The organism is Sphingobium sp. AP50, assembly GCF_900109095.1.
GTDB lineage: Bacteria > Pseudomonadota > Alphaproteobacteria > Sphingomonadales > Sphingomonadaceae > Sphingobium.
Window position 1 is genome coordinate 37,116 of sequence record NZ_FNYZ01000013.1, and the last position, 26,038, is coordinate 63,153.

29 protein-coding genes and 1 tRNA gene are annotated in these 26,038 nt (G+C 62.5%); 20 read left to right on the forward strand and 10 right to left on the reverse strand.

The window, feature by feature from the left end; all coding sequences use genetic code 11:
• The first annotated feature begins 1 nt into the window (after position 1).
• The 10 genes from flhB (at position 2) to queE (ending at position 8,961) form a co-directional block, all read left to right on the forward strand.
• Positions 2–1,138 carry a flagellar type III secretion system protein FlhB gene (gene flhB, locus BMY84_RS18840; protein ID WP_093085704.1) on the forward strand — a complete coding sequence of 379 codons (1,137 nt, stop codon included), beginning with the start codon at positions 2–4 and terminating at the stop codon, positions 1,136–1,138.
• 97 nt (positions 1,139–1,235) lie between these two features.
• The gene (locus tag BMY84_RS18845) at positions 1,236–1,685 is read left to right on the forward strand and encodes a hypothetical protein (RefSeq protein ID WP_093085706.1); all 450 of its coding nucleotides are present in this window, start codon (positions 1,236–1,238) and stop codon (positions 1,683–1,685) included.
• 81 nt (positions 1,686–1,766) lie between these two features.
• Positions 1,767–3,182 carry a flagellar filament capping protein FliD gene (gene fliD, locus BMY84_RS18850; RefSeq protein WP_093085707.1) on the forward strand — a complete coding sequence of 472 codons (1,416 nt, stop codon included), beginning with the start codon at positions 1,767–1,769 and terminating at the stop codon, positions 3,180–3,182.
• Between the two features lie 18 nt (positions 3,183–3,200).
• Entirely contained in the window at positions 3,201–3,599 is a 399-nt protein-coding gene (gene fliS / locus BMY84_RS18855; RefSeq protein WP_093085709.1) for a flagellar export chaperone FliS, read from the forward strand.
• Positions 3,600–3,754: 155 nt separating this feature from the next.
• Positions 3,755–4,951: an aspartate aminotransferase family protein gene (locus tag BMY84_RS18860; RefSeq protein WP_093085710.1), complete on the forward strand. Its 1,197-nt coding sequence runs from the start codon at positions 3,755–3,757 to the stop codon at positions 4,949–4,951.
• Positions 4,952–5,055: 104 nt separating this feature from the next.
• Entirely contained in the window at positions 5,056–5,985 is a 930-nt protein-coding gene (gene argF / locus BMY84_RS18865; RefSeq protein WP_093085712.1) for an ornithine carbamoyltransferase, read from the forward strand.
• 97 nt (positions 5,986–6,082) lie between these two features.
• Complete coding sequence (locus BMY84_RS18870) at positions 6,083–6,991, forward strand: Hsp33 family molecular chaperone HslO (RefSeq protein WP_256215313.1); 909 nt, start codon at positions 6,083–6,085, stop codon at positions 6,989–6,991.
• 139 nt (positions 6,992–7,130) lie between these two features.
• Positions 7,131–7,550, forward strand: a complete 420-nt coding sequence (locus BMY84_RS18875) for a DUF3617 domain-containing protein (protein ID WP_093085715.1) — start codon at positions 7,131–7,133, stop codon at positions 7,548–7,550.
• Between the two features lie 57 nt (positions 7,551–7,607).
• Positions 7,608–8,300: a 7-cyano-7-deazaguanine synthase QueC gene (gene queC / locus BMY84_RS18880; RefSeq protein WP_093085716.1), complete on the forward strand. Its 693-nt coding sequence runs from the start codon at positions 7,608–7,610 to the stop codon at positions 8,298–8,300.
• A gap of 13 nt (positions 8,301–8,313) precedes the next feature.
• A complete protein-coding gene (gene queE / locus BMY84_RS18885) occupies positions 8,314–8,961 on the forward strand; it encodes a 7-carboxy-7-deazaguanine synthase (protein WP_093085717.1) in 648 nt (215 codons plus the stop codon).
• 45 nt (positions 8,962–9,006) lie between these two features.
• On the opposite strand, the gene BMY84_RS18890 is transcribed toward queE, so the two are convergent.
• The 3 genes from BMY84_RS18890 to lipB all read right to left on the reverse strand — a co-directional run bounded on the left by BMY84_RS18890 (position 9,007) and on the right by lipB (position 10,836).
• Positions 9,007–9,699 (reverse strand): hypothetical protein, encoded by a 693-nt coding sequence (locus BMY84_RS18890; RefSeq protein ID WP_093085719.1) that lies wholly within the window; start codon positions 9,697–9,699, stop codon positions 9,007–9,009.
• 91 nt (positions 9,700–9,790) lie between these two features.
• A complete protein-coding gene (locus BMY84_RS18895) occupies positions 9,791–10,072 on the reverse strand; it encodes a hypothetical protein (RefSeq protein WP_093085720.1) in 282 nt (93 codons plus the stop codon).
• A gap of 62 nt (positions 10,073–10,134) precedes the next feature.
• The gene (gene lipB / locus BMY84_RS18900; RefSeq protein WP_093085721.1) at positions 10,135–10,836 is read right to left on the reverse strand and encodes a lipoyl(octanoyl) transferase LipB; all 702 of its coding nucleotides are present in this window, start codon (positions 10,834–10,836) and stop codon (positions 10,135–10,137) included.
• A 77-nt stretch (positions 10,837–10,913) separates the two neighbouring features.
• On the opposite strand from lipB, the gene BMY84_RS18905 reads away from it, so the two are divergent.
• Positions 10,914–11,708, forward strand: coding sequence for a hypothetical protein (locus tag BMY84_RS18905; protein ID WP_143075090.1), 795 nt, complete (start codon positions 10,914–10,916; stop codon positions 11,706–11,708).
• Here BMY84_RS18905 and BMY84_RS18910 read toward each other — a convergent pair.
• The 3 genes from BMY84_RS18910 to BMY84_RS18920 are packed head-to-tail and all read right to left on the reverse strand — an operon-like array spanning position 11,705 to position 13,628.
• Positions 11,705–12,289 (reverse strand): GNAT family N-acetyltransferase, encoded by a 585-nt coding sequence (locus tag BMY84_RS18910; RefSeq protein ID WP_093085724.1) that lies wholly within the window; start codon positions 12,287–12,289, stop codon positions 11,705–11,707. The two genes, BMY84_RS18905 and BMY84_RS18910, sit on opposite strands and share 4 nt — an antisense overlap.
• Entirely contained in the window at positions 12,289–13,173 is an 885-nt protein-coding gene (gene hemF, locus BMY84_RS18915; protein ID WP_093085726.1) for an oxygen-dependent coproporphyrinogen oxidase, read from the reverse strand. The genes BMY84_RS18910 and hemF overlap by 1 nt, the downstream gene beginning before the upstream one ends.
• Positions 13,170–13,628: a tRNA (cytidine(34)-2'-O)-methyltransferase gene (locus tag BMY84_RS18920; protein WP_093085727.1), complete on the reverse strand. Its 459-nt coding sequence runs from the start codon at positions 13,626–13,628 to the stop codon at positions 13,170–13,172. Before BMY84_RS18920 ends, hemF begins: the two co-directional genes overlap by 4 nt.
• Before the next feature lie 208 nt (positions 13,629–13,836).
• Between BMY84_RS18920 and petA the strand changes: the two genes are divergently transcribed.
• The 5 genes from petA (at position 13,837) to BMY84_RS18945 (ending at position 18,273) form a co-directional block, all read left to right on the forward strand.
• Entirely contained in the window at positions 13,837–14,403 is a 567-nt protein-coding gene (gene petA / locus BMY84_RS18925; protein ID WP_093085728.1) for a ubiquinol-cytochrome c reductase iron-sulfur subunit, read from the forward strand.
• Between the two features lie 11 nt (positions 14,404–14,414).
• A complete protein-coding gene (locus BMY84_RS18930) occupies positions 14,415–15,707 on the forward strand; it encodes a cytochrome b (RefSeq protein ID WP_093085729.1) in 1,293 nt (430 codons plus the stop codon).
• Positions 15,708–15,721: 14 nt separating this feature from the next.
• The gene (locus BMY84_RS18935) at positions 15,722–16,570 is read left to right on the forward strand and encodes a cytochrome c1 (RefSeq protein WP_093085730.1); all 849 of its coding nucleotides are present in this window, start codon (positions 15,722–15,724) and stop codon (positions 16,568–16,570) included.
• Between the two features lie 72 nt (positions 16,571–16,642).
• Entirely contained in the window at positions 16,643–17,176 is a 534-nt protein-coding gene (locus BMY84_RS18940; RefSeq protein ID WP_093085861.1) for an adenine phosphoribosyltransferase, read from the forward strand.
• Positions 17,177–17,199: 23 nt separating this feature from the next.
• Positions 17,200–18,273: an endonuclease/exonuclease/phosphatase family protein gene (locus tag BMY84_RS18945; protein ID WP_093085731.1), complete on the forward strand. Its 1,074-nt coding sequence runs from the start codon at positions 17,200–17,202 to the stop codon at positions 18,271–18,273.
• A gap of 3 nt (positions 18,274–18,276) precedes the next feature.
• Here BMY84_RS18945 and BMY84_RS18950 read toward each other — a convergent pair whose 3' ends face one another.
• Positions 18,277–18,912 carry a 5'-methylthioadenosine/S-adenosylhomocysteine nucleosidase gene (locus BMY84_RS18950; protein WP_093085862.1) on the reverse strand — a complete coding sequence of 212 codons (636 nt, stop codon included), beginning with the start codon at positions 18,910–18,912 and terminating at the stop codon, positions 18,277–18,279.
• 103 nt (positions 18,913–19,015) lie between these two features.
• On the opposite strand from BMY84_RS18950, the gene BMY84_RS29840 reads away from it, so the two are divergent.
• On the forward strand, positions 19,016–19,180 hold the full coding sequence (locus tag BMY84_RS29840) for a hypothetical protein (protein ID WP_177204080.1): 165 nt from the start codon (positions 19,016–19,018) through the stop codon (positions 19,178–19,180).
• A gap of 220 nt (positions 19,181–19,400) precedes the next feature.
• The gene (locus BMY84_RS18955) at positions 19,401–20,309 is read left to right on the forward strand and encodes a glycosyltransferase 61 family protein (RefSeq protein ID WP_093085733.1); all 909 of its coding nucleotides are present in this window, start codon (positions 19,401–19,403) and stop codon (positions 20,307–20,309) included.
• 524 nt (positions 20,310–20,833) lie between these two features.
• On the opposite strand, the gene BMY84_RS18960 is transcribed toward BMY84_RS18955, so the two are convergent.
• Positions 20,834–20,908 (reverse strand) — tRNA-Val (locus tag BMY84_RS18960).
• Positions 20,909–21,036: 128 nt separating this feature from the next.
• Here BMY84_RS18960 and BMY84_RS18965 point away from each other — a divergent pair.
• Positions 21,037–22,368, forward strand: a complete 1,332-nt coding sequence (locus tag BMY84_RS18965) for a dicarboxylate/amino acid:cation symporter (protein ID WP_093085864.1) — start codon at positions 21,037–21,039, stop codon at positions 22,366–22,368.
• 21 nt (positions 22,369–22,389) lie between these two features.
• Here the strand turns inward: BMY84_RS18965 and cpdR are convergent, their stop codons facing one another.
• Complete coding sequence (cpdR, locus tag BMY84_RS18970; protein ID WP_093010899.1) at positions 22,390–22,767, reverse strand: cell cycle two-component system response regulator CpdR; 378 nt, start codon at positions 22,765–22,767, stop codon at positions 22,390–22,392.
• A 141-nt stretch (positions 22,768–22,908) separates the two neighbouring features.
• Between cpdR and BMY84_RS18975 the strand changes: the two genes are divergently transcribed.
• Positions 22,909–23,802: an N-formylglutamate amidohydrolase gene (locus tag BMY84_RS18975; RefSeq protein WP_093085734.1), complete on the forward strand. Its 894-nt coding sequence runs from the start codon at positions 22,909–22,911 to the stop codon at positions 23,800–23,802.
• A gap of 3 nt (positions 23,803–23,805) precedes the next feature.
• Here the strand turns inward: BMY84_RS18975 and BMY84_RS18980 are convergent, their stop codons facing one another.
• A complete protein-coding gene (locus BMY84_RS18980) occupies positions 23,806–25,683 on the reverse strand; it encodes an acyltransferase family protein (RefSeq protein WP_177204081.1) in 1,878 nt (625 codons plus the stop codon).
• Positions 25,684–26,038 lie beyond the last annotated feature (355 nt).

Sequence of the window (26,038 nt, forward strand, 5' to 3'; positions counted from 1 at the left end):
TATGGCCGGCGGCAATGAGGGCGGCGAAAAGACCGAAAAGCCGACACAGAAGAAATTGCAGGATGCCGCCAAGAAGGGCGATATCCTTCAGTCGCGCGAATTGGGCACGGCGCTGGTCGTCATGGCGGGCATCGGCTGCATCGCCGTCATCGGGCCATCGCTGATCGACGCGCTGTCGGACATGCTGATCGAAGGGCTGCGGTTCAAGCGCGACGATATCGTCGATTTTTCGCCGGTCGATCGGGGCTTCGAACTGCTCAAGGGCATTGCTCTGCCGGTCGCCGGCGTCATGCTGGCGACCTTCCTCGCCGCGATCGCGGCGCCGGCCCTGCTCGGATCGCTGGGGTTCCGCCCCGGCGCTTTCGCGCCCAAGCCGGAGAAGCTCAATCCGTTGGCAGGCCTGAAGCGTATCTTCGGCATGCAGGGGCTGATCGAATTGGTGAAGTCTATCGCCAAGGTCGGCCTGCTCGGCAGCATCGGCGCCTGGCTGATCTGGGACCGGCTGACCGAGATTGTCGGGCTGGGGAAGGCCGGGATCGCGCCGGCCATGGCCGATCTGGGCAACATCTTCATCTTCACCTGCCTGGTCATGGCGGGCGGCCTGTTCCTGATTGCTGGTATCGACGTGCCGGCGCAGATGTTCCAGCGCGCCAAGCGGCTGGGCATGAGCAAGCAGGATATCAAGGACGAGCATAAGGAAAGCGAAGGTTCACCCGAGCTGAAAGGCCATATCCGCCGGAAGCAGTTCGAGGTGTTGAGCGGATCGACGCGCAAGGCGGTGGCGGAAGCGACCGTCATCATCACCAATCCGACCCATTTCGCCGTCGCGCTGCGCTATCGGCCGGGGCAGGATGCGGCGCCGCTGGTGGTGGCGCGCGGATGCGATGCGATCGCGGCGGCAATCCGCGAACTGGCGGATACGAATGGCGTCACGGTGCTGCAATATCCCGATCTGGCCCGTGCCATCTATTTCACGTCGCGCGCCGGGCAGATCGTCAATGAAGGCCTCTATATGGCGGTGGCGACGGTGCTGGCCTTCGTCTTCCGCGTGGAAAACCGGATGGCGAGCGAACTGGACCGGCCGTTCATTACCGTGCCCGAAGACCTGCGTTTCGACGCCGATGGTAAAAAAATGTAAGGCGCGACAAGGCCTTACAAAAAAATCAAATAGTGAATTAAAGTTTAGGCCCACCCATCCGTAATTGGTTCATGGGGACGCATTTAAGGTATGCGTCATGGATGAATATATATCCCGTGCGGAGTTATCGCCGGTCGACCGGACGGTCGTTCGCGCGTCTGCACCGGCGCAGGCCGTTCAACCTGTCACGGCGAGTCGCGCAAGCAACGCGCCCAATGCGGATTCGCGCGCGGCGGCAGAGCAGAATGTCGCCGATGTGGATCAGGATCTGGCCAGCATCGCCGAATATGTGGAGGTGCATGCCCGCATCGCCGACATATTGTCCGGCCTGAATGCCGGCAGCACGGGCGTCACCGATGCGGCCAATGCTATTCAGACCATGATCCCCAAACCGATCGTGATCGTTCCGCTGCTGCCCGCCAGCAAGGAGGCGGTGGAACATGCCGAAGCGGTGGCCAAGCGGATCGTCGAGCGCGCATCCTACAGCCATGCGGCGCAGGCCCATGTGTCGCGGGCCATGGTCGATCAGATCGCCTCTCTGTCCTGATTTTCGCCTGATTTTCCAAGCTGAAAATCTTTCCTAAAGGTCTTCTCGCTACCGCCGTTCTACCTCTTGAAAGGACGGCCCATGACTTCGATAGGCAGCAGCATCTTGACCAGCCTGGGCGCAGGGTCCGGCATCGATACGTCGGCGCTCGTCTCCAGCCTGGTGAGTGCGACGCGTGAGCCGAAGCAATCGGCGATCACCAGCAACCAGACTCTGAATACGTCGCGTATTTCGGCGCTGGCTTCGGCGATCAGTTCGCTCGATACCTTTGCTGACGCCTTGAGCGAAGTCCTGTCCGGCACCGAATATACCGGTTCGCCCAGTTCGAACGACACCAGCATCGCGTCGGTCAGCCTGCTCAGCGGCGGCACGCCGTCCGGCCTGCCCGCGCAGCTGACCGTCGATCAGCTTGCCACTGCGCGCGTCCTGTCTTCCAGCAGCACGTCGGGCGCCACCAGCAGCACCGCGATCGGCACCGGCAGCTTCACGATCACCACGGCTTCGGGTGAAACGACCACGATCACCATCGATTCCACCAACAACAGCTATTCGGGGCTGGCCTCCGCCATCAACGCTTCGAATAGCGGCGTGACCGCCCGTGTCGTCACAGATGCCAACGGCACCCGTCTCGTCTTCAAGGGCGAAACCGGCGCGGCCAATGATTTCAGCATCTCCACCACGGCCACCGATAGCGGTAGCGTACTCGCCAATCTGGGCTGGGGCGGCACCGACAGCAGCACGATGAGCAGCACGTCGGCGCCGCAAAATGCGAAGATCACGCTGGACGGCGTGGCCTATGAATATGCCAGCAACACCATCGACGATGCGATCGACTATCTGCGGATCGACCTGAACAAGGTTTCGAGCGGATCGACCGTCACCCTGTCGATGACGCAGCCGACTGCCGGTCTTGCCGACCTGCTCAAGGAATATGTCAGCGCCTACAACACGCTGATGAGCGCGCTGAATACCGCCACGGCGACCGGTGCGGACTCGTCCAGCGCCGGCGTGCTGAACGGCGTGTCGAGCGTGCGTGACATGAAGCGCCAGCTTGCGGCGCTGACCTCGACGCAGCTTAGCGCGACCGGCACCTACAAGACGCTGGCCGACATCGGCGTGAGCACCAATCGTGATGGCACGCTGACGCTGGATACGGACCGTCTGGCCGCCGCTCTGGAGGCTGACCCGGAAGGCGTGACCAACATGGTCAATCCCAAGACGTCGACCACGGCAAGTCCGGGTCTGGCCAAGCTGATGGATAGCGTCCGCGACAATATCGAAAAAGATGATGGTCCAATGAAGCTGGCGCAGGAGCGCTACGACAAGCTGGCCACCCAATATACCGAACAGCTTGAAAAGCTGGACGAACAGATGACCAATTATGAGGAGCATCTGACGGCCATCTATTCGGCGATGGAAACGCGCTTGACCGCGCTCAAGGCAACCCAGAGCTATCTCGATCAGCAGATCGAAGCCTGGAACAATAGCGACAGTTAATCAGGGACTTTGCAGACAATGTTCTACAATCAGGGTTATGCAGGTGGCGCGGCGGCGCGGCGTTATGCAGCGGTCCATTCGGGCAGCCGTACCGAAAGCGCCACGCCCCACGGGCTGGTCAAGATCTTGTTCGACGAATTGCTGCTGTCGCTGGAAGCGGCGGCGCTGGCCGAGCGTCAGGGCGATCGCATGAAGGTGTCGGACAAGCAGGCACGCGCCATGTCGATCCTGTTCGCGCTGGAATCCAGCCTGGATTATGACAAGGGCGGCGATGTCGCTGTCGGTCTGTCCCAGATCTATCGCGAAGCGCGTCGTCTGTTGCTGGTGGGCGCGAAGGAACGGTCGGCCGCGCCGGTCGATCAGGCGCGCGCCATGATCGAGGAAATCGCCGACGCATGGGGTCAGATCGGACGCTGATTCCAACAGCATCCCGCCTGTCGGGCGGGGTTGCGCGACCATAAGGCCGTCTGTATAGGCGGTGCTCGCAAAAGGGCGGCCCGGCGGGGGTCGCCTTTTTGCGTTATATCCAATGCGCATCGGACGCGCATCATCAGCCCAGAAAGGGAAGGCCCATGTCGATTTCGCCGCTCATGCCCGTTTACCCCCGGTGTGATGTTCGCCCGGTACGAGGCGAGGGCTGCTATCTGATCGGAGAGCGCGGAGAACGCTATCTCGATTTCGCGGCCGGTATTGCCGTCAATCTGCTCGGCCATGGCCACCCCAAGCTGGTCAAGACGATCGCCGATCAGGCCGCAACGCTGATGCACGTGTCGAACCTGTATGGCATGCCGCTGGGTGAGCAGTTCGCGCAGAAGCTGGTCGACAATACGTTCGCCGACACCGTCTTCTTCACCAATTCAGGTGCCGAAGCGGTCGAATGCGCGATCAAGACGGCGCGTCGCTATCATTATGCCAATGGGCAGGCGCATCGGCACAAGCTGATCAGCTTCGACAACGCCTTCCACGGCCGGACGCTGGGCGCGATTTCCGCGACCAGCCAGCCCAAGATGCGTGACGGTTTCGAGCCGCTGCTGCCGGGCTTCTCGGTCGTGCCTTTCAATGATCTGGACGCCGCATTGGCGCAGATCGATGACAATACCGCCGGCTTCCTGCTGGAGCCGGTGCAGGGCGAGGGCGGCGTGACGCCTGCGACGCAGGAATTCATGGCGGGGCTGCGCAAGGCGTGCGACGAGCATGGGCTGCTGCTGGTGCTGGACGAAGTGCAGTGCGGCTATGCCCGTACCGGCACTTTCTTTGCTCATGAACAATATGGCGTGAAGCCGGACATCATCGCGGTGGCCAAAGGCATTGGCGCCGGCTTCCCGCTGGGTGCCTGCCTTGCCACCGAAGAAGCGGCAAAGGGCATGGTCTTCGGCACGCACGGCACCACCTATGGCGGCAATCCGCTGGCGATGGCGGTCGGCCTGACCGTGATCGAAGAAGTGCTGGCCGACGGCTTCCTGGACCATGTGAAGGCGATGGGCGCACGTCTGCGCGCCGCGCTGGAGCAACTCATCCCCAATCATGACGAGATGTTCGAGGATGTGCGCGGCATGGGCCTGATGCTGGGCGTCAAGATGAAGGAGGGCTTCGATGCCCGCACCTTCGTTGGGCATCTGCGCGATCATCATGGCCTGCTGACGGTGTCGGCGGGGCAGAATGTGCTGCGCGTGCTGCCGCCGCTCGTCATCGACGAAAGCCATATCGCCGAATGCATCGAGAAGATTTCCGCCGGCGCGCGGAGCTTCTCGGCAGCGCAGGCGGCCTAAGACTAACCTCCGGTCGCCCCGAGCTTGTCGAAGGGCCGCACTTTTCTTTTGGAGAAGTGTAGGGCTTCGACAGGCTCAGGCCGAACGGTTGAGGGGTGGTTATCATGACCAAGCATTTCCTGAATCTTTCCGACGCGGGTGGCGATGCGATCGCCGCCATGATTGCCGATGCCATCGACCGGAAGGCCGCACGGGCAGGCAAGCCCAAGGGTTGGGTGGACGCCGATGCGCCGCTCGCCGGCCATACATTGGCGATGATTTTCGAGAAGAATTCGACGCGCACCCGTGTCAGCTTCGACATGGCGATCCGCCAGCTTGGCGGCACGTCGCTGATCCTGGACGGGGCGACCAGCCAGTTGGGCCGGGGCGAAACGATTGCCGACACGGCGCGGGTGCTCAGCCGCATGGCGGACGTCATCATGATCCGCACCGACGATCATGCCAAGATTGAGGAAATGGCGCATTATGCCACCGTTCCGGTGATCAACGGCCTGACCGACCTGTCGCATCCCTGCCAGATTGTCGCCGACCTGCTGACCGTGGTCGAACATGGTCTGGCCTTGCCCGGCAGCCAGTGGGCCTGGCTGGGCGATGGCAATAATGTGCTGCATTCGATCGTCGAGGCGGCTGGCCTGATGAAGTTCGATGTGCGCATGGGCATTCCCGAAGGCTATGATCCCGATCCGACCTTTGCCGATGCGGCGCGTGCCGCCGGTTCGACCGTCACCCTGACCCGCGATGCCGCGCAGGCGGCCGCTGGTGCGGACGTGGTCGTGACCGACACCTGGATTTCGATGGGCCAGTCCCATGCGGAAGAAAAGCTGGCGGCGATGATGCCCTATCAGGTGACGCCCGCGCTGATGGCAGGGGCCAAGGCGGACGCCAAATTCCTGCACTGCCTGCCCGCGCATCGCGGTGAGGAAGTGGTGGAAGCGGTGATCGACGGCCCGCAATCGCTGATCTGGGACGAAGCGGAAAACCGCATCCATGCGCAGAAATCCGTGCTGCTCTGGGCGCTGGGGCGGCTTGGTTGAGTTTTCGGGCGGGCTTCCTATCTAGGCGGCCCGTCCATATTGCTGGATGCCCAATCTTGGTCTGGCGCTGTGCGTGCCGGACGACCGGAGCTGTGAATTGACGTCTGCCGCCGATCTTGACCTGGCCCTTGGCTTCACCATCCCGTCGCGCCACGCGCGCGGCCGCCTCGTGCGGCTGGGCCCGGTGCTGGATCAGGTGCTGGCCGCCCATGCTTATCCGCCGCCAGTGGAGCGATTGCTGGCGTCGGCGCTGGTACTGGCCGCCTTGCTGGGCAGCACGCTCAAGCAGGCGGACGGGCAACTGACGCTTCAGGCGCAGACCGAACATGGCGTCGTCAGCCTGCTGGTGGCTGATTACAAGGATGGCGACTTGCGCGGCTATGCCAAATTCGATGCCGATCGGCTGGCGGAGATGGGCCCCGATCCGTCGCTGTTCGGCCTGTTCGGCAAGGGCTATCTGGCGATCACCTTCGATCAGGCGGTCACCGGTGAACGCTATCAGGGCATCGTGCCGCTGGAAGGCCAGTCGCTGGCCGATGCTGCCGAACATTATTTCTTCCAGTCCGAACAGATCCCCAGCGTGATCCGCATCGCCACCCGCCATGATGCGGGGGAGGGCTGCATTGCGGCCGGTCTGCTGCTCCAGCATCTGCCGGAGGGAGAGGTCGGGCGTGAGCGGCTGCATGTGCGGCATGACCATCCCGAATGGGAGCATGTGCAGGTGCTGGCGGAAACGCTCAAGCACGACGAGTTGACCGATCCTGCGCTGCCGCTGACGGACATATTGTGGCGCCTGTTCCATGAGGAAGAGGAAGTGCGCGTGACCGAATCGGTCGCGATGGCCAAGGGATGCCGGTGCGATCTGGCCCATATCCGCGATGTGATCGGCCGTTTTTCGGTCGAGGATCGCGCCGAGATGGCCGATGATCAGGGCGTGATCGGCGTGGATTGCGCCTTTTGCTCGCGCATTTTCCCGCTCGCTCTAGACAGTTTCGCGACCCACTGATTGCCCGCCCGCCGTTAACGATATTTGTAATTGAGGCGGATCGCAGCTTTTAGGTTATGAAATCGCCGTAATTGGCTGGCAGGCGAGACTTGAACAGTCGCGGCCGCAGGGGCGGCGGCTTTTGGCGAATGAGCTGGATATGAGCAGGACCAAACTGCGGCAGCTATGTGCCGCGGCAGCATTGACGATGGCGACGACTGTTGCGGCAGCGGTTCCGGGCGCGGCGAATGCGCCGGGGCCTGCGGCCCTGCGCACGCTGGAGCCGGGCGAATGGGAATTGCGTGACCGGGGCGACGGTGCGGAGACCCGCAAGCTGTGCGTCACCGACCTGCGGCAGTTGCTACAGGTTCGCCACGGCCCCGCGCTTTGCCGCAGCTTCACGGTCGCGGACGCACCCAATGCGGTATCGGTCACCTATGATTGCGCCGCTGCGGGCAACGGCCGTACCGATCTGCGCATCGAAACGACCCATCTGGTGCAGATTCGGTCGCAGGGTATCGCCGAGGGTGCGCCCTTCGCCTTTGCCGCCGAAGGGCGTCGCGTGGGCGCCTGTGGCTGATTGCGCCGATCCGCGCAGCGACTTGCGCTAGAGCGTTGCGAGGGGTAGCGCGGTCCCATGGTTGCCAATGTTGGAAAATTCGCTGTCGTGCTGCTTTCGGGCGGCCTCGATTCACTGGTCGCAGGCGGACTCGCGCGTGAGGCCGGCTATCATGTGCTGGCCCTGTCGATCGATTATAATCAGCGGCATCGTGTCGAACTGCGCGCGGCGGCGCGCGTGGCCGAATCGCTCAATGCGATCCGGCATATCGTCCTGCCGCTCGACCTGACGGCCTTCGGTGGGTCGGCCCTGACGGCGGATATCGCCGTGCCCAAGGATGGTGTCGGTCCGGACATTCCCATCACCTATGTCCCGGCGCGCAACACCATCTTCCTGTCGCTGACGCTGGGGCTGGCCGAAGTGGCCGGGGCCAGCGACATCTTCATCGGCGTCAACGCGCTGGACTATTCGGGTTATCCCGATTGCCGGCCGGAATTTATCGATGCCTTCCAGAAGATGGCGACGCTGGCGACCAAGGCCGGGGTGGAAGGCCATCCGATCCGCATCAACACGCCGCTGCAATATATGAGCAAGGCCGATATCGTGCGCGAAGCCTATCGGCTGGGGCTGGATACGGGGCTGAGCTGGTCCTGTTATGATCCGACGCCTGACGCCAAGCATTGTGGCCTGTGCGACAGTTGCCGCCTGCGGTCGAAGGGTTATGAGGAAGCCGGGCTTCCCGATCCCACCGTCTACGCGGCACGGCCCTGAGCAGGCGATTGTCATGAGCTATGCGGTCAAGGAAATGTTCCTGACCCTTCAGGGGGAAGGGGTTCAGGCGGGGCGACGCGCCGTCTTCCTGCGCTTTGCCGGCTGCAATTTGTGGACCGGGCGGGAGCAGGATCGGGAAAAGGCGATCTGCCAGTTTTGCGACACCGATTTCGTCGGCACCGATGGGCTCGGCGGCGGCAAATTCGCGGATGCGGCGGCATTGGCGGATGCGGCGCTGGGTTTTTGGGGCGATAGGGCGGATGGCCGCTATATCGTGCTGACCGGCGGCGAGCCGATGTTGCAGATTGACGATGCGCTGGTCGATGCGCTGCATGAACGCGATTTCACCATCGCGATCGAAAGCAATGGCACCCTGCCGGCGCATCCGAAGATAGACTGGATCTGTATCAGTCCCAAGGCGGGCAGCGATGTGGTGCAGCGGTCGGGGCATGAACTCAAGCTGGTCTGGCCGCAGCCGGGCAAGGGCCATAGTCTGGCGGATGTCGACGGGATGGCCGACTGGGCCTTCGACCATCATCTGATCCAGCCGCTGGATGATGCCCATGCAAAAGACAATGCCCGCGCGTCGATCGCGCTGGTCATGGACCGGCCGCAATGGCGCCTGACCGTGCAGGCGCATAAATATCTGGGATTGCGCTGACATTTCCGGCGGTCGGGTGACGATCCGCCTGAAATACATGTCATATCAGGGCTTCACACCGACCTTGTTATTCCATGCCTGATGACAGGCGGGTTCCAGCACGCCCTTCTTCCAGCATTTCGGATCGAAGGAGGGCATGGCGAGGCTGTAATCATAGCCGGGCGTGCCGTAAAATTGTTCGCCGGCCGCGATGGTCGACTTCTTGATCGACCCCAGCCCCTTGCGCGCCACATCGGCCAGCGTGCCGCGATCGGCAAAGATCGCGTCCCGCCCGACCTGCGCGGCGGTCTGGCAAAAGCCCTTTTGTGCCTGCACCGTCGAATAGCTGGAATAGATGCGGGTATTATACATGTCCCATGCGGACTGACCGGGCTTGCCCTTGCCAACCGTGCGCTGGAAATAGCCGAGCATCGTCACCTGCGCCGCATCCAGTTCGGCGTCATGGTGGGCGATCACTTCATTATAATTGCCGGTCGTCAGCAGGGTGCGTTCGAAATCGCATTGCAGCGCGGCGACATTCAGCGCGGCGCGCAGGTTCCAGGCGAGGCCCGCCTTGACCTCTCCCGCCGTCGCACCAGGCAATCCCATGGCGGTCGCCGCAGCGGCATCTGTCAGCGGCGGCGTGCTGAAGTCGGGCGGCGACCAGAAAAATTGCGCGGCGGCAGGCTGGGCGGCCATAGGCAGGGTCGCCAATGCCAAAGCCGCCATCATGGGGCGCAGGGGGGAACGGAACATCATCACTATCGCCTCTCTGGAAATATCACGCGCGGCGCGCGATCTTCCAACGCCGTCTTTTCCTGTTTGACGGCTGTATCGCCGCTGAACATTCTTACTGGTCGGCCAGCACTTCGGCATCTTCACCGGCCGGCTTTTCGGCGGTCGGCTTCTCGCTCGCCGACTTGGCCGTGCTATTACCGGTGGCGGCATTGTCGCTGGGCAGGGCGACGGTAGTGCCTTCGCTCTGCACGCCATCCAGATCGGTCATGGCGTCGGTCGCGGTGCCATCCACCACTTCCATATCCTTCATCTGCACCTTGTTGCCGCCCTCATCCTTTTGGCTACAGGCGGCGAGGCTGGCGGCGAGCAACACGACGGCAAAGATATGACGCATCCGGGTCTCCTTGAAAGCGGTCATGCCCGGCAGCCCCCGCCCGGCGAAAAGAAGGCGCGACCCTAGCCGCCTGTTCCGCATTGCTCAACCCCCGTGCCGCAACGGGCCAAGCGACTGAGAAAGGCAGGAAAATGTGTCTTGAGCGCGGCATCCAGCGTCGCCATGGACGTGTCACCGCCCAGCGCCGCGATGCTGGTGACCGGAAACTCGCTGATCCCGCACGGCACGATGCCCCCGAAATGGGACAGGTCGGGGTCGACATTGATCGCAAAGCCATGGAGCGTGACCCAGCGCCGCACCCGGATGCCGAGCGCGCCGATCTTCGCCTCCCGCCCCTGCCGATCGTCGGTCCAGATGCCGATCCGTCCTTCGGCGCGGCGGGCGGCGATGCCCAGATCGCCCAGCGCCGCGATCATCCAGCCTTCCAGATGATGGACGAAATTGCGGACGTCCTTGCCCCGTTCGCGCAGGTCGATGTTGAGATAGCCGATCCGCTGGCCCGGCCCATGATAGGTATAACGACCGCCACGCCCGGCCGCATGGACCGGGAAGCGTGGATCGAGCAGTTCGGCCGGGTCGGCGCTGGTGCCCGCGGTGTAGAGCGGCGGATGTTCGATCAGCCATACCCGTTCCTGCGCCTGCCCGTCATGAACGGCGCTGGCGCGCGCCTCCATGTCGGCAAGGGCGATGGGATAGTCGACGGGGGCGGCGTCCACCCGCCATTCGACGGAAGCGGGGAAGGGCTGAAGGGGCGTATCGGGCATGGACGCTTCCTTGACTTGGACTGGGCGAGCGATCAAGGCTCGGCCTGCATTTTCCGGACAGAGATCAGGCGAAAGATATGACGACAATGTCGATCGGCAAGGCATGGGAAGAAAGCCTGGCCTTCATCAAGCGGGAAGGGCATCTGCTCTTTCCGGTGGCGCTGCTGTTCCTGTCGGTTCCTCTGGCCATCGTCCAGCAGATGATTCCAGCCAATTATATGCAGTTGCAGCCGGGCCAGACGCTGGAGTCGCTGCCACCGCTGCCCGCATCGGTCAGTCTGGGCGTGATCGTTGGCGCGGTCGTCATGCTGATCGGTTCCCTGTCCGTCTATGCCCTGGCGCTGCGGCCGGGGATCAGCGTGGGGGAGGCGATCCGTCTCGCCCTGTCGCGCCTCGGCATCCTTATTGGGGCATCGGCGATCGTCGGGCTTGCACTGGTGCTGGCCATTTTTCTGGCGGCGATGGTGGGTGGATTGCTGGCCGTCGCGCTGGGCAAGGGCGCGGGTGTCCAGTTGACCATCCTGCTGATGACCGGCCTGATCCTTTATGCCAGCGCGCGACTGGTGCCGCTGAGCGCAGTTGTGATCGATCGTCGTTCCGGCGTCATCGCCTCGCTGCGGGAATCGCTGGCGCTGACGCGGGGGCAGGTCGGGCGGATGATCCTGTTCCTCGTGATTTCGATGGTGCTGATTTTCATCATCCAGTTTGCCGTTCAGGCCGCCGTTGGCGTGGTGGGCACGCTGTTGCTGGGCAAGGATAGCGGCCGGGCAGTCACCGATCTGGTGGTCGCGCTGGCTTCGGGTATTCTCAACGTCTATCTGATGGTGCTGACGGCGCGCATCTATCGCCAACTGGAAGGCGTGAAACCCTAATCCAGCAATGGCACATGCGGGGCGGCGTCGCGCGGCAGGACGCCGGCCAATCGCGGGTCGGCGAACGTCTCGATCTCCCGGCCATAGGGCGTGAATCCGGATTTCTGGTAAAAGCCCAGTGCGGCCGGGCCATCCAACGTGCAGGTGTGGACCCAGAAACGCTCCACGCCCTTGCGCCAGGCGAGGGATTTCGCCTGTGACATCAGCCAGCGACCCAGCCCCTTGCCGTTGAGTTCAGGCACAAGGCCGAAGAAGCTCAGTTCGCAGTTCGGCAGCGACCGGAAATCCAGTTCCAGCAGGCCGACTTCGGTGCCACGCGGATCGGTGACGGCATAGACCTCGACCGCCGGGTCATGAAGAATGGCCTGAAGGTCCGCATCGCTCATGACGAGGCGGGAAAACCAGAGCCAGGGTTCCCCGACGCGCCGGAACAGGGTGCGATAGGCGGCAAGATCGGGCCTCTTCCACGGCACCAGCCGCAAGGGCGCGGGCGGGATGGGCGCTGGCCGTGGCTTGTCGCGCATCTCCAGATGGGTGACGACCGTCGCCACCATGCCGGGTTCTACGGGGATGAAGGGCATCAGCTCCAACTCGCCATCGGTGGCAGGCTCATCAGGATCGCGTCGATATTGCCGCCTGTCTTGAGGCCGAACAAGGTTCCGCGATCATGCACCAGATTGAATTCGGCATAGCGGCCGCGCCATTCCAGCATCGTGCGATAGTCTGCGTCCGTCCATGCCTCCTCCATGCGGCGCCGCACGATGGGCGGGAAGGCGGCGAGGAAGGCGTCGCCCACAGCGCGGGTGAAGGCGAAATTCGCGTCGAACGCGGCATCGTCCGTGCATTCGAGATGATCGTAGAAGATGCCGCCCACGCCGCGATGTACATGGCGATGGGGGATGAAGAAATAGTCGTCCGCCCATTTCTTGAAGCGCGGATAATAGTCCGCATCATGCCCGTCGCAGGCGGCCTTCAGCACATCATGGAAATGCGCCGTATCCTCGTCGCGCGGCAGTGGCGGATTGAGATCCGCGCCGCCGCCGAACCAGCTTTTGGTCGTCACCAGATAGCGGGTGTTCATGTGGACAGCCGGGACATGCGGATTGGCCATATGGGCGACCAGACTGATGCCGGTCGCGAAAAAGGCGGGATTGTCCGCCGCGCCATGAATCGTCTGGGCAAAGCCGGGGGCGAATTCGCCGCCCACGGTCGACACGTTAACACCGACCTTCTCGAAAACCTTGCCCTTCATCACACCGCGCACGCCGCCACCGCCTTCACCGGGGGCTTGGCCGTCCGCCTCCCGGTCCCAGGCGGTGAAGTCGAAACGGGCGTCGCTGCCGGCCTCCCGCTCGATCGCCTCGAATTCGGCACAGATCCGGTCCCGCAGCGATTCGAACCATGTCCGTGCCGCCTGCTGCCGGGCGTCCAGAGCGAAGGGCACGGTGGGGACGGGGTTGGTCATGCGGGAAACTTTCCGGTCTGGCGCAGGGCTTCGGCGACGGCGATGCCAGTGGACACGGCGATGTTCAAGGAGCGGAAGCCCGGCGCCATCGGAATGCGCACGCGAATGTCGGCCAGATCGCGCACGTCATCCGGCACGCCGGCGCTCTCCGACCCCATCAGCAGGATATCGTCGTCGCGAAACTGCACATCGGGCAGGCGTTGCGAGGCATGGGCGCTCATCAGCAACAGGCGGCGGCCTTCGGCGCGGCGCTGGGCGTCGAAAGCCGCGAAATTGGCATGGCGGGTCACGTCGGCCGACTCTCCATAATCCATCGCTGCGCGCTTGAGGCGGGCGTCCGAAAAGGCGAACCCGGTCGGCATGATGATGTCGACGGGCACAGACAAACAGGCCGCGAGGCGCAAGATGGCGCCGACATTGCCCGCGATTTCCGGTTGATAAAGGGCGATACGCATGGCGCAGCGCCATAGTCCATTAGGAGCATTTGCAACAGGCTAGGTAATATTGCGACTGGCAAAGGCGGCGCAGTCCGGTTATCACCCCTCCGAACACGCCGGGGGGAAGGCGGGAGCAGTCACAGGCTGAAATCCCAAATCCCTAGATAAACAGGGCCGTTAAGGGCGTCCCGGCGTGCACAGGGAAGTCTTGCAAGGGTAGAGGTGCATGGCGAGCGTAGAGCATTCTGACGGCCAAAGTCTATCCGGCGGAGAAGGGGTACGCCGCCGCGATTTCATCAACATCGCTGCGGTGAGCTTTGCAGGGGTCGGCGCTGTCGTCGTCGCCCTGCCGCTGATCGACCAGATGAACCCCAGCGCCGATGTGCTGGCACAAGCCTCGACCGAAGTGGATTTGTCCGCGATCCAGCCGGGTCAGGCGATCAAGACCACATTCCGGTCCCAGCCGCTGTTCGTGCGGCAATTGACCCCCGCCGAAATTGCCGAAGCCGACAAGGTCGATCCATCCACGCTGCGCGATCCGCAGACGCTGGAGGAACGCACGGTCGACGGCAAGAAGCAGTGGTTGATCACCATGGGCGTGTGCACCCATCTGGGCTGCGTTCCGCTCGGCGCCGGCGAAGGCGAGAATCGCGGTGAATTCGGCGGCTATTTCTGCCCTTGCCATGGATCGTCCTACGACACGGCGGCCCGCATCCGTAAGGGGCCTGCCCCCAAGAACCTGGAAGTGCCGAAGTTCAGCTTCACTTCCGACACTGCCATTCTTGTGGGTTGAGGGGGACGAACATGAGCTTTCCATGGGCCGAACATTATACCCCCAAGCATCCGCTGATGCAGTGGGTCGACGAGAAGCTGCCGCTGCCGCGCCTCGTCTATAACGCGATCGGCGCGGGCTATCCGGTGCCGCGCAACCTCAATTATTTCTGGAATTTCGGCGTGCTCGCTGGCGTGGCGCTGGTGATCCAGATTGTCACCGGCGTCATCATGGCGATGCATTATGGCGCCAATGATCTGGTCGCCTTCAGCACCGTCGAACAGACGATGCGTGACGTGAACGCGGGCTGGCTGATGCGCTATGCGCACGCTAACGGCGCGAGTTTCTTCTTCATCGTGGTCTATCTCCACATTTTCCGCGGCCTCTATTTCGGTAGCTACAAGGCGCCGCGCGAAATGGTGTGGTTGCTGGGCCTTGTCATCTTCCTCCTGATGATGGCGACCGCCTTCATGGGCTATGTGCTCCCCTGGGGGCAGATGAGCTATTGGGGTGCGAAGGTGATCACCGGCCTGTTCGGTGCGATCCCGGTGGTGGGTGAGCCGATCCAGACCTGGCTGCTGGGTGGCTTTGCTCCCGGCAACGCCTCGCTGAACCGCTTCTTCTCGCTGCACTTCCTGCTGCCCTTCGTGATTGCGGGTGTCATCATCCTGCATATCTGGGCGCTGCATATTCCCGGCTCTTCCAATCCGACGGGCGTGGAAGTGCAGGGGCCGCAGGACACTGTGCCTTTCCACCCTTATTATACGGCGAAGGACGGGTTCGGCGTTGGCGTTTTCCTGATCCTGTTCACGGCCGTTTTGTTCTTTGCGCCCAATTATCTGGGCCATCCGGACAATTATATCGAAGCGAATCCGCTTTCGACGCCTGCGCATATCGTGCCCGAATGGTATTTCTGGCCCTTCTACGCGATCCTGCGGGCCTTCACCGTCGACTTCTTCTTCGTGCCGGCCAAGCTGCTGGGCGTGCTGGCGATGTTCGCATCGATCCTGCTGCTCTTCTTCCTGCCCTGGCTCGACACGTCGCCGGTGCGGTCTGGCCATTATCGCCCGATGTTCCGGAAATTCTTCTGGATCCTGATCGTCGACGTGCTGGTTCTGGGCTATTGCGGCGGTGCTCCGGCGGAAGAACCCTATGTGATGATCTCGCAGCTTTTCGCGGGTTATTATTTCGCGCATTTCCTGATCATCCTGCCGCTGATCGCGCGTTTCGAAAAGCCGCTGCCGCTGCCCGGATCGATCACCGAATCGGTGCTGGCGAAATATGCCAAGGCTGACGGCGAAACCGCCGCGGTCCCGGCCGAATAAAGGGGTAGACAGCTATGGTTCGCATCGGCGCATTTCTCGTCGGCCTCTTCTTCGCCGGCTGGCTGTTCGTCTCCTTCCTCGTAGGTGCCTATTCCTACGTGACGGAGCCGCCGGCCAAGACGGTGGAGCATGAATTCCACCTGGCCCCCAAACATGTGTCCTTCTCGTTCGACGGACCTTTCGGCAAATATGACCAGCGGCAGCTCCAGCGCGGCTTCCAGGTGTTCAAGGAAGTCTGCTCGGCCTGCCACAGCCTGAAGTTCGTCGCTTTCCGCGATCTGGAAGCGCTCGGCTATAATGAGGCGGAAGTGAAGGCGATCGCCAAGCAATGGGCGATCAAGACGCCGTCGGTCGACCCGGCGACGGGCGAGCCGGCGACCCGCGATCCGGTTCCGGCCGATCATTTCCCCAAGCCCTTCGCGAACAATGTCGCGGCGGCGGCGGCGAACAATAATGCGATCCCGCCAGACCTGTCGCTGATGACCAAGGCGCGCCACCATGGCACCGCCTATGTCTATTCACTGCTGACGGGCTTCCAGGAACAGCCGGCCGAACTGCTCAAGAAGTTCCCGGACTCCAAGACGCCGGAGGGGCTGCATTATAACCCCTATTTCGCCAACCTGAATCTGGCGATGGCGCCGCCGCTGTCGGCGGACGGGCAGGTGACCTATACGGACGGCACCAATCCGACCGTGGACCAGATGGCGCAGGACGTGTCGGCCTTCCTGACATGGACGGCCGAACCGAAGCTGGAGAATCGCCGCGCTGCGGGCCTGGCGACGATCATCTTCCTGCTGATCGCCACGGGTCTGGCCTATATGTCCTATAAGAATATCTGGGCGGACAAGAAGAAGGCGGCCTGACCTCCTTCTTATCGACGAGATGAAGGGCGCGGTTTCTTGAGGAAGCCGCGCCCTTTCTCTATGGAGGCGCGCATGAGCAGCGATCTGACCGACCTCGTCCGCACCATCCCCGACTTTCCCAAGCCGGGTATCCAGTTTCGCGACATCACCACCCTGCTTGCCGATGGCGATGGGCTGCGCGACCTGACGGCGCAACTGGCCGATATCGCCCGGCCGCTCGATCCCGACCTGATCGTGGGGATCGAGGCGCGCGGCTTCATTCTGGGCGCGGCGCTGGCGATCGCGCTGGGTAAGGGGTTCGTGCCCGTGCGCAAGGCGGGCAAGCTGCCCGGCAAGACGGTCGGCATCGATTATTGCCTGGAATATGGCACCGACAGGCTGGAAATGCATGAAGGGCAGGTGCCGCAGGGGCGCCGGGTCATTCTGGTCGACGATCTGATCGCCACGGGCGGCACGGCGGTCGCGGCGGCGCAGTTGCTGCGTGAACAGGGGGCGAGCGTGCTGTTGGCCTTGTTCGCGATAGACCTGCCGGATTTGGGCGGTATGGCCGCGCTGAAGGCCGAAGGCATTGCGGCGCGGGCGATCATGGCGTTCGAGGGCGAATAGCGCGAAAAGAAGAGGGGAGGGCTATGCCGACGATTGTCCCTTTGCCAGCCGCCGCCGCAATGGCGCTCACGCTGCTGGCGACAGGCTGCGCCACCCCCCTGCCATTGCGATCGGCCAGTTGCGATGTGGTGCATCCGCCGTCCTTGTCCGCCAGCCCCGATACGGACCGGGTCACAACCAGACTGACGGTGCTGACCTATAATATCGAGGGTCTGGGATGGCCCGCCCGGTCAGGGCGCGAGGCATCGCTGCGCGCGATCGGCGATCGCCTGTCTGCCCTGCGTGTGGTGGGACAGGCGCCTGACATCATCCTGTTTCAGGAGATGTTCAGCGGCGCCGCCAAGAAGGCGGTGGCCGCCACCGGCTATCCGGCGATCGTGACCGGGCCACGCCGCACGACTCGCGCCAAGGGCGTGACGCGGGAGACGCTGCCGGGCAAATCGCATATCAAGCGGGGCGAGATCGGCCTGCATTTTACCGGCAGCGGCCTCGCCATCGCGTCCCGCTATCCGATCGTCGAGGTCGACATGCATGCCTATGGCCGCCGGTCCTGTGCGGGGATCGATTGCCTCGCCAATAAGGGGATAGTCCTCGCCCGGATCGCGGTGCCGGGCGTGCCGACGCCGATCGATATCTACGACACCCATATGAACAGCCGGGGCGCTTCGCGCGCGCCCGGCCCGCGCAATCTGGCCGCGCATGATCGCCAGTCGCTGGAGGCATCGGCCTTTATCGATCGCACCCATGATGATGCCTATCCCGTCATCTTCGGTGGCGATTTCAACATGCGCCATTCCGAACCGCGCTGGGAGAATTTCTCCCGCTACCAGTCGCTCAATCTGGTGCACCGGGTCTGCGCCGACCCGGCATCAGCCTGCGATGTCCGCATGTCCTGGGACGGGGATGAACCGTGGATGGATACGCAGGATCTGCAATTTTTCTGGCCCGGCGACAGGGTCGCGGTTCGGCCGATCCGGGTGGAGGCGATGTTCGACGGCGGGCCAAGTGGACCCGAACTGTCGGATCATGACGGCTTTCTGGTCACTTACCAGCTATCCTGGCCCAAAGGCACCGTGTCACAGCCGGGCGGCTGCTGAGGATCAGGCTGCGCTGGCGATGCTGCCCAGTGCGTCCGGCAACAGGTCCACGGCCGTCGCCAGTCGCTCGTCCAGCAGGCCCAGCAGGGCGGTCCAGCTATCGATATGGTCCAGTTCGCCCGGTCCGTCCGATACGCCGCGCAGGCCCATCAGGGGGACGTCGAATCGCGAACAGGCCCGCGCGACCGCGAATGTCTCCATATCGACCATGTCCGCGTCGATCGCCGTATATTCCTCCCCGCCCACGATATTCGCTCCGGTGGAAAGCCGTGCCAGTGGCAGGGCGAGCGGCGTCGCCAGCGGCAGGTCGACCGGATGGTCGATGAAGGGCGTCACTCCCTTGGTGAAACCCAGCCGGGACGCATCCATGTCGCGCCAGGATACGCTGGATATCTGGAATATGTCGCCCAGCGGGCAAAGTCGCGACCCGGCCGACCCGAGACAGGCGACAAGGTCGGGCAGTCCATCCTGTCGCGCCAGTTCCTGTAGCGCCATGCCGGTAACCAGGGCGGCTTCCACTGGCCCGACGCCGGTCAGCAGGGGCGAGAAGCGTGCGCGCAGGTGAGGCCCATATTCGGCCTCCACGGCCATGACGAAGAGGACGCGCCTGCCTCCGATCCGCTCGCACGTCGCCGTCATCGCCTGTTCCTTGGGTTCCATTGCCTGTCTGTAATGTCGAGGACATGCTCCTGACACGCCACCGCGCTATAGTCGAGGCCCCTCCAAGTCCCAAGAGTTGACCATGCGTGCTCCCACTGTCCATCCTCTCCATATCCGTTCGACCGATGAGGAATGCATCACCGCAGCCGACATAGAGGCCTGGGCCAAGGTGGAGCGGGCATTGTCGGGCAAGCGTGAAGCCTGCCGCAAGCTGCGCGTCATCACGGGCCGTATTGCTAACGGATAGCGCTTCGAGTGTGGCGGGCGAGAGAAGGGAAAAGGAAGTTGGCGTTGAAGATTGCGCCGGCTCTCATAGCCCCGTTTTGCTCCATTTTCCCGATTAAGAAACGCGCCGACTGTCCGGTCTCTAAGATAAGGCAAGTTAGCGAGACATGCCGATCCCACCGCTTGATCTGAAATATACAGCGGCTATGAATAGATAAATTGTGGGTGTGGCTGAATTCTGAATGTCTAATTTTATAACGATTCGTGACGCTTCTCTCTTTCCCGTGCGTGTGCGGAAAGAAGGGCCGCTGGGTGCCATGGTCGGCGGAGTGTACGACCATCAAGGGCAGTTCGTAGAGGAGTCTACCTTCTCGCGGGGAGGGCTGAAGCTGATCTATCCCCTTTCACAGCAGCCTGAAGCAGTGTCTAAGAGGATCGAGACACCTGCTATTTTCGGTGGCTATCTTTACAATCATTTTGGGCACTTCCTTCTGGAATCGATCGCGCGCGTTCATGTCGCCAAGAAATTTCCGGAACTGCCCATCTTATGGCTCAGAAATTCTGAAGTTAAGCCATGGCAGAAGCATGTGTTTCGCACACTCGGCTTGCAGAATAAGCATGTTTGCCTGACAAAGCCGAAGATTGTTCCTGATCTGATATTGGGCGAATGCGGTTTTTCCATCCGTACCTTTTTCAAGGATTATCACGCTGATTTTCTCGGCCAATACCCCGGTGAGATGGTGCCAGGGCGGAAAATCTGGCTATCGCGCTCGAAGTTGGCGGATAAGCATGGAGGCGTCGACAATGAGACTGTTGTCGAGGCTCTGCTGGTCGAACAGGGATGGACCATTTTTCATTCGCAGGAGCATAGTCTGGCCCGGCAGATGAATGTTCTTGCTACCGCAGAGCGCATTGCTGGCTTCGAAGGTTCGGCATTTCATCTTCTTATCTTGCTCAAGGCAGTGCGGGCGCGTGTCGACATCTTCGCGCGTGGTCACAGCATTAACAAGAATTTTGATTTGATCGCCGAGTCCAAGAATTTCGAGCAGAATGTGCACAATGTTGAAATGGAGAAGGTGGGCGGTCTTCGTTCCAGTTCCAGATATGATGTTCGCGATCCCCAAGAGCTTATCAGTTGCCTCGCATCTTAGCGGTGTGGATGGCCTCTAGGACAGCATGATGGTGGTTTGAGGCGTCCAGGGCTTTCGGGTTTGGCGCAGATCGCCATATCGGGGGTAAGGGCGGTATAGCAACTCGCGGCCACTTCGACGGCCGAACTGAGGTTGTTGGGGCAAACAGGGGCTGATTATTGCGCCAGTTCGCTAGTCCCCCGATGGTCTTCTCTGCTGCTGAGGCACGGGGTCGATGGACTGGCTTGAGATGATCTCCTTTTAAAAGGGCGCTGATCGTCTTGATCAATGCATTGTCGTGTGAGGGGCGGTGCTGCCGACCAGAATCACGATATTGTCGTCGAGCGACTGGCAATCCCGTCAAGCTGGACATGCATAAGATCGGCTGTCGCCAAGATATCAGATGGCGAGGTGCGAAACTCCCGATCGACCTTTTCGAGCGGTTACGGCGCCTTGGAATAGGGACTGGTTCCGTTGCGCCGGAACAAGTCCGCAGGCGCAAAATCAAAAACCCCGGTAGGTCGTTGACCTACCGGGGTTTTCAATGGTGGGCGTGGCAAGGATTGAACTTGCGACCCCTGCGATGTCAACACAGTGCTCTACCACTGAGCTACACGCCCGCCGTGGAGGGGGGCAATAACGGGGGTCGGTGACTCGCGCAAGCAGGAAATTGAATCTTGTCGATATTCTTCTGGACAGGGCATGGGTCGGCCATATGCTGCGGCGCAAACAGGGGACGCCGACATCCATGCTGCCATTGCCATCTTCGCCGGTTCAAACGGCGCCACGATTGCCTTTCTACCGCCAGCTCTATGTTCAGGTTCTCGTGGCGATCGCCCTGGGTGTCTTCATCGGTCATTTCTGGCCGGATGCCGGCAAGCAACTGAAACCGCTGGGTGAAGCCTTCATCAAGCTGGTGAAGATGATCATTGCGCCGGTCATCTTCCTGACGATCGTCACCGGTATTGCCGGCATGAAGGAACTGGGCGCGATCGGGCGCGTGGCGGCCAAGGCGTTCGGCTATTTCCTGACCTTCTCCACGTTGGCGCTGATCGTCGGCCTGATCGTCGCCAATGTCGTTCAGCCGGGATCGGGCCTCAATATCGACCCTTCAACGCTGGATGCCGGCAAGGTCGCGGATTACGCCCATCAGGCGCATGAGCGGACGCTGACCGGGTTCCTGATGGGAATCATTCCGTCGACCATGATTTCGGCGGTGGCGGACGGCAATATCCTGCAGGTGCTGTTCGTGGCGATCCTGTTCGGCATCGCGGTCAGCATGGTGGGGGAAAAGGCCGATCCGCTGATGGCGGTGCTCGAATCGGCGAGCCATGCGGTGTTCAAACTGGTGGCTTTCCTGATGAAGGCGGCGCCGATCGGCGCTTTTGGCGCCATGGCCTTCACCATCGGCGAATATGGCGTCGGTACGCTTGCCAATCTCGCCGGGCTGGTTGCGACCTTCTACCTCACAGCGCTTTTGTTCGTGCTGGTGGTGTTGGGGACGGTGGGCTGGTTCGCGGGTTTCAATATCCTGCACCTTATCCGCTATCTGAAAGCGGAATTGCTGCTGGTGCTGGGCACATCCTCGTCCGAGGCGGCGCTGCCCAGCCTGATCGAGAAGATGGAGCGGGCGGGTTGCCGCAAGTCTGTGGTCGGGCTGGTCGTACCGACCGGCTACAGCTTCAACCTTGATGGCACCAATATCTACATGACGCTGGCGGCGCTGTTCATCGCGCAGGCGTGCAATGTGCATCTGAGCCTGGAGCAGCAGATCTTGCTGCTGCTGGTGGCGATGATCTCGTCCAAGGGGGCGGCTGGCGTGACCGGCGCGGGCTTCATCACGCTGGCGGCGACATTGTCGATCGTGCCGTCGGTGCCGGTGGCAGGGATGACGCTGATTCTGGGCGTCGACCGCTTCATGAGCGAAGTGCGGGCGCTGACCAATTTCATCGGCAATGCGGTGGCGACGATCGTGGTGTCGGCCTGGGAAAATGGTCTGGATCGCGAACGGCTCAACGCCGCGATGGCGGGCGTCGCGCTCGATCCGACACCGGATATGGAAGAAGTGGTGCCAGACTGAGGATCCGCCCGTTCGGGCCTGTCAGCTCAGGCCCGACACGCTTTCGCTGCCGAACATGCGTTCGACCTCCAGCACCAGATCACGCAGGTGGAAGGGTTTTGACAGCACCTTCGCCTGCGGCACCGCCTTGCCGGCTTTCAGCGTCACGGCGGCAAAGCCGGTGATGAACATGATGCGCATGTCGGGCGCAACCTGCGCGGCGTGCTGCGCCAGTTCGATGCCGTCCATTTCCGGCATCACGATGTCAGTCAGCAGCAGATCGAACCGATCGCTGTTGATATGCGGCAAGGCTTCCATGCCGGTTGCGGCCGACACCACTTCATAACCCGATCGTTCGAGCGCGCGGGCAAGATAGACCCGCATGCTCTCATCATCTTCCGCCAATAATATGCGAACCATTGCCCCTACACAGTCCCATACGGCTGATTCGCCGACTTGCGCGCCGCCAACGGGGTGGCGCGTGGCCCGCTTATATGCGACAAGGTGTAAATATTATCCAGCCGAGCAAGGCTTTTTTGCGCGCCGGTGAAAGGAGCCGCATTGGACCATCCCGCGCCGCGTTCCCCGACCCTGACCGAGACTGTTTTCGATCTTTATGGCCCGGTTGTGCCCGACCGGCCGGTGATAGTGTCCGTGCCCCATGCCGGGCGGGACTATCCCGACGATCTCTTCGCGGCAGCGCGGGTGCAACCGCAGATGCTTAGGCGGCTGGAAGATCGCTGGGTCGATTTGCTGGCGCATCCCCTGATTGCGGACGGATTTCCGGTTCTGGTCGCGCGGTCGCCGCGCGCGATGATCGACCTCAACCGGCATGAGCGGGAGATCGATCCCGCCATGATCGCCGATCTGCCGCGCAATGTGCCCTTGCAGACCAGTGCCAAGCTGCGTGGCGGGCTGGGGCTGTTCCCGCGTCGCATGCCGGGAGCCCATGAATTATGGCAACGGCCCATGCTCTGGGCGGAGGCGGTGCGTAGGGTCGAGGATCTGCATCGGCCCTATCATGCCGCGGTCGCGCGCCTGATGACCGCAGCACGGCAGGCGCATGGTCATGCGATCCTGATCGACCTGCATTCCATGCCGCCCTTGCCGCCGCCTGCCGCTGGGCAATCGGCGCCGGCGCTGGTGCTGGGCGATCGGTTCGGCCGCAGCGCGTCGACCCGACTGATGATGTTGGCGACCGATATTGCCGAAAGCCATGGCTTCAGCGTGGCGCAGAACAGTCCCTATGCCGGCGATCATATGGTGGATCGCCATGGCCGGCCGGAGCAGGGCATGCATGCGATCCAGATCGAGATCGACCGCAGCCTCTATCTGGACGTGGCACTGGAGCGGCCGGGGCCGGGCGTGGCGAGGATGCAGGCGCTGGTCAGCAATATCGCGCAGGCGCTGGCGGCGGAATTGCCGCGCGCCGATTATGCGCTGGCGGCTGAATAAGGGTCAGTCGTCCCGCGCGGCCACCAGCGTCGCGCCCGCTACGCTCAGATGATGGGAATCGAAATAGAGCGGCTTGCCGTTGCGTTCGATCGCGCAGTGCTGCGTATCGCATAGCGCCGCGAGCGTGTCGATCAGGGGAACGCCCAGCCTCCGCCAACGGGCGAAGGCGGCGCGCAGATGCGTCGTGCGCTGCTCCACGAAGGCGCGTGCCACGCCCTGCGCCTGATCCATTCGTCCGGCTTGTGCCAGATGAGCGAGATGGCGCGGCACGTCGAAGGGCTGGGGCGGCACCGGGCCGATCAGCACGACCTGTCGTCCCTGTGCACGTAGCGCGGCAATGGTGCTGTCGAGTTGCGCGACGAAGTCGGGGCGATCGAAATCGCCATTGGCCCAGAAGGCGGCCAGATAGACGCGCCTGATGCCGGGATCGGCGCGGATCGCGTCGAAGGCGGCACGGTTGGCGGCGGCGCAGCGCGGGTCTTTTGCCTCATAGCCCAGCACCGGGGGGCAGCTTGATGTGGTGCGTTCGATCAGGGAGCGGCCCTGCGTTCTCGCCCGCACGGACAGGGCATAGGCCAGTTCCACGCCATGGCTGTCGCCCCACAGCATCGCGTCGGGGCGGACATCGGCGCCCAATATGCAGGGCGTCGCGCCGCGCATGAAATTGTCATGGCATTGCTTGCGGGTCGGGGCAAAATCCGTCTGCCCTGCCATCTGCGCCAGCACCTGCGGCGCGAAACGGGCAGGCCAGCCGCCCATCGCCATCAGCGCAAGCGATAGGATGCAGAGCAGCGCCATGGCTGCGCCAGTGAAACGGAAGATGGCCCGTGCCGGCAGTCGCCGGGAATCGCGGAAGGGGCGCTCCACGAACCGCCAGGAGAGGATCGCGGCGGCCAGGGCGGCGCCGATCACCAGGATTCGCGTTGCTCCGGAGAGCGGCACATCGGTCGCATATTCAGTAAAGACGATCAGCGGCCAGTGCCACAGATAGAGGGAGTAGGAAATGAGGCCGATGCCGACCAGCGGCGGCAGCGAGAGCAGGCGGGCCATGCTGGTGCCCGGCGCGGCGTGGATCAGCGCGGCCGCGCCCAATACCGGGGGCAGGGCGGTGAGGCCGGGGAAGAGGGTGTTGCGATCATAGAGGGCGACAGAACAGGCGATGGCCAGCGCGCCGCCCCAGGCGATCAGTTCGCGCAACCAGCGGGGCCGGATCTGCGGCACGGCGCCCAATGCCAGCAGCGCGCCGGCGAATAATTCCCATGCGCGGGTCGGCAGCAGGTAGAAGGTGAAGCCGCTGGTGTCGCGCTGCATCGCGATGGCAAGGACCAGCGATCCGGCGGCGATCCCTGCCACCGCCACCTTGCGCCAATGCGGGGCGAAGCGGGCCAGCAGCATCAGCAGGATCGGGAAGCCGATATAATATTGCTCCTCTACCGCCAGCGACCATGTGTGGAGCAGCGGCTTCACGTCGGCGCCGCCGGAGAAATAGCCGGTGTCGGTGAAGAACCAGAGGTTGGAGGCGAACAGCGTGGCCGCCAGTGCGGATCGTGGCACGCCCTCCAGATCGCCGGGAAGGTAGAGGAAGGCTGCGGCGGCCAGCACGATCAGGATCATCAGCGCCAGCGCCGGCATGATCCGGCGGAAGCGGCGTTCGTAGAAGCGGGCCAGAGAGAAACGGCGCTCATCCACTTCGCGGGCGATGATGCCGGTGATCAGATAGCCCGATATGACGAAGAAGATATCGACCCCGACATAGCCACCCGAAAAGCCCGGCACATGGGCATGGAAGAGCAGCACCGGCAGGATAGCGAGCGCGCGCAGCCCATCAATGTCGCGCCGATAGCGAATCTGACTGGTGCTGGGGGTGGCCGGTCCGTGCATGTCGCTGGCCTAACGCCAAAGCCCTGACATTTGCTTTATCCCCGCGACTCGAATCAGGCCGTCGTCACATTGACCCTGCGGACCGTTGGAAGGGTGGTTGCATCTTGTGCAACCATGGTTTCGCCCTTCGCATTTGCGAAAATCCAGCCGGCGAGACAAAAGGGCTGTGCCTTTCAGGCATCCTCTCCTAAAAACTTTCAGGCTGGTCTTCGGATCAGCCTTTTTTTTGTCGTTTCGATGCGCTAGAAAATACGCGCTGATATCCCGCCAATAAAAAAGTTTCTGGAGAGGAGCCGCCGGTAAGACCGGCAGGTGGGATATGGCTGGGGGATGGAGCGCTTTTATCGGCGCTCTC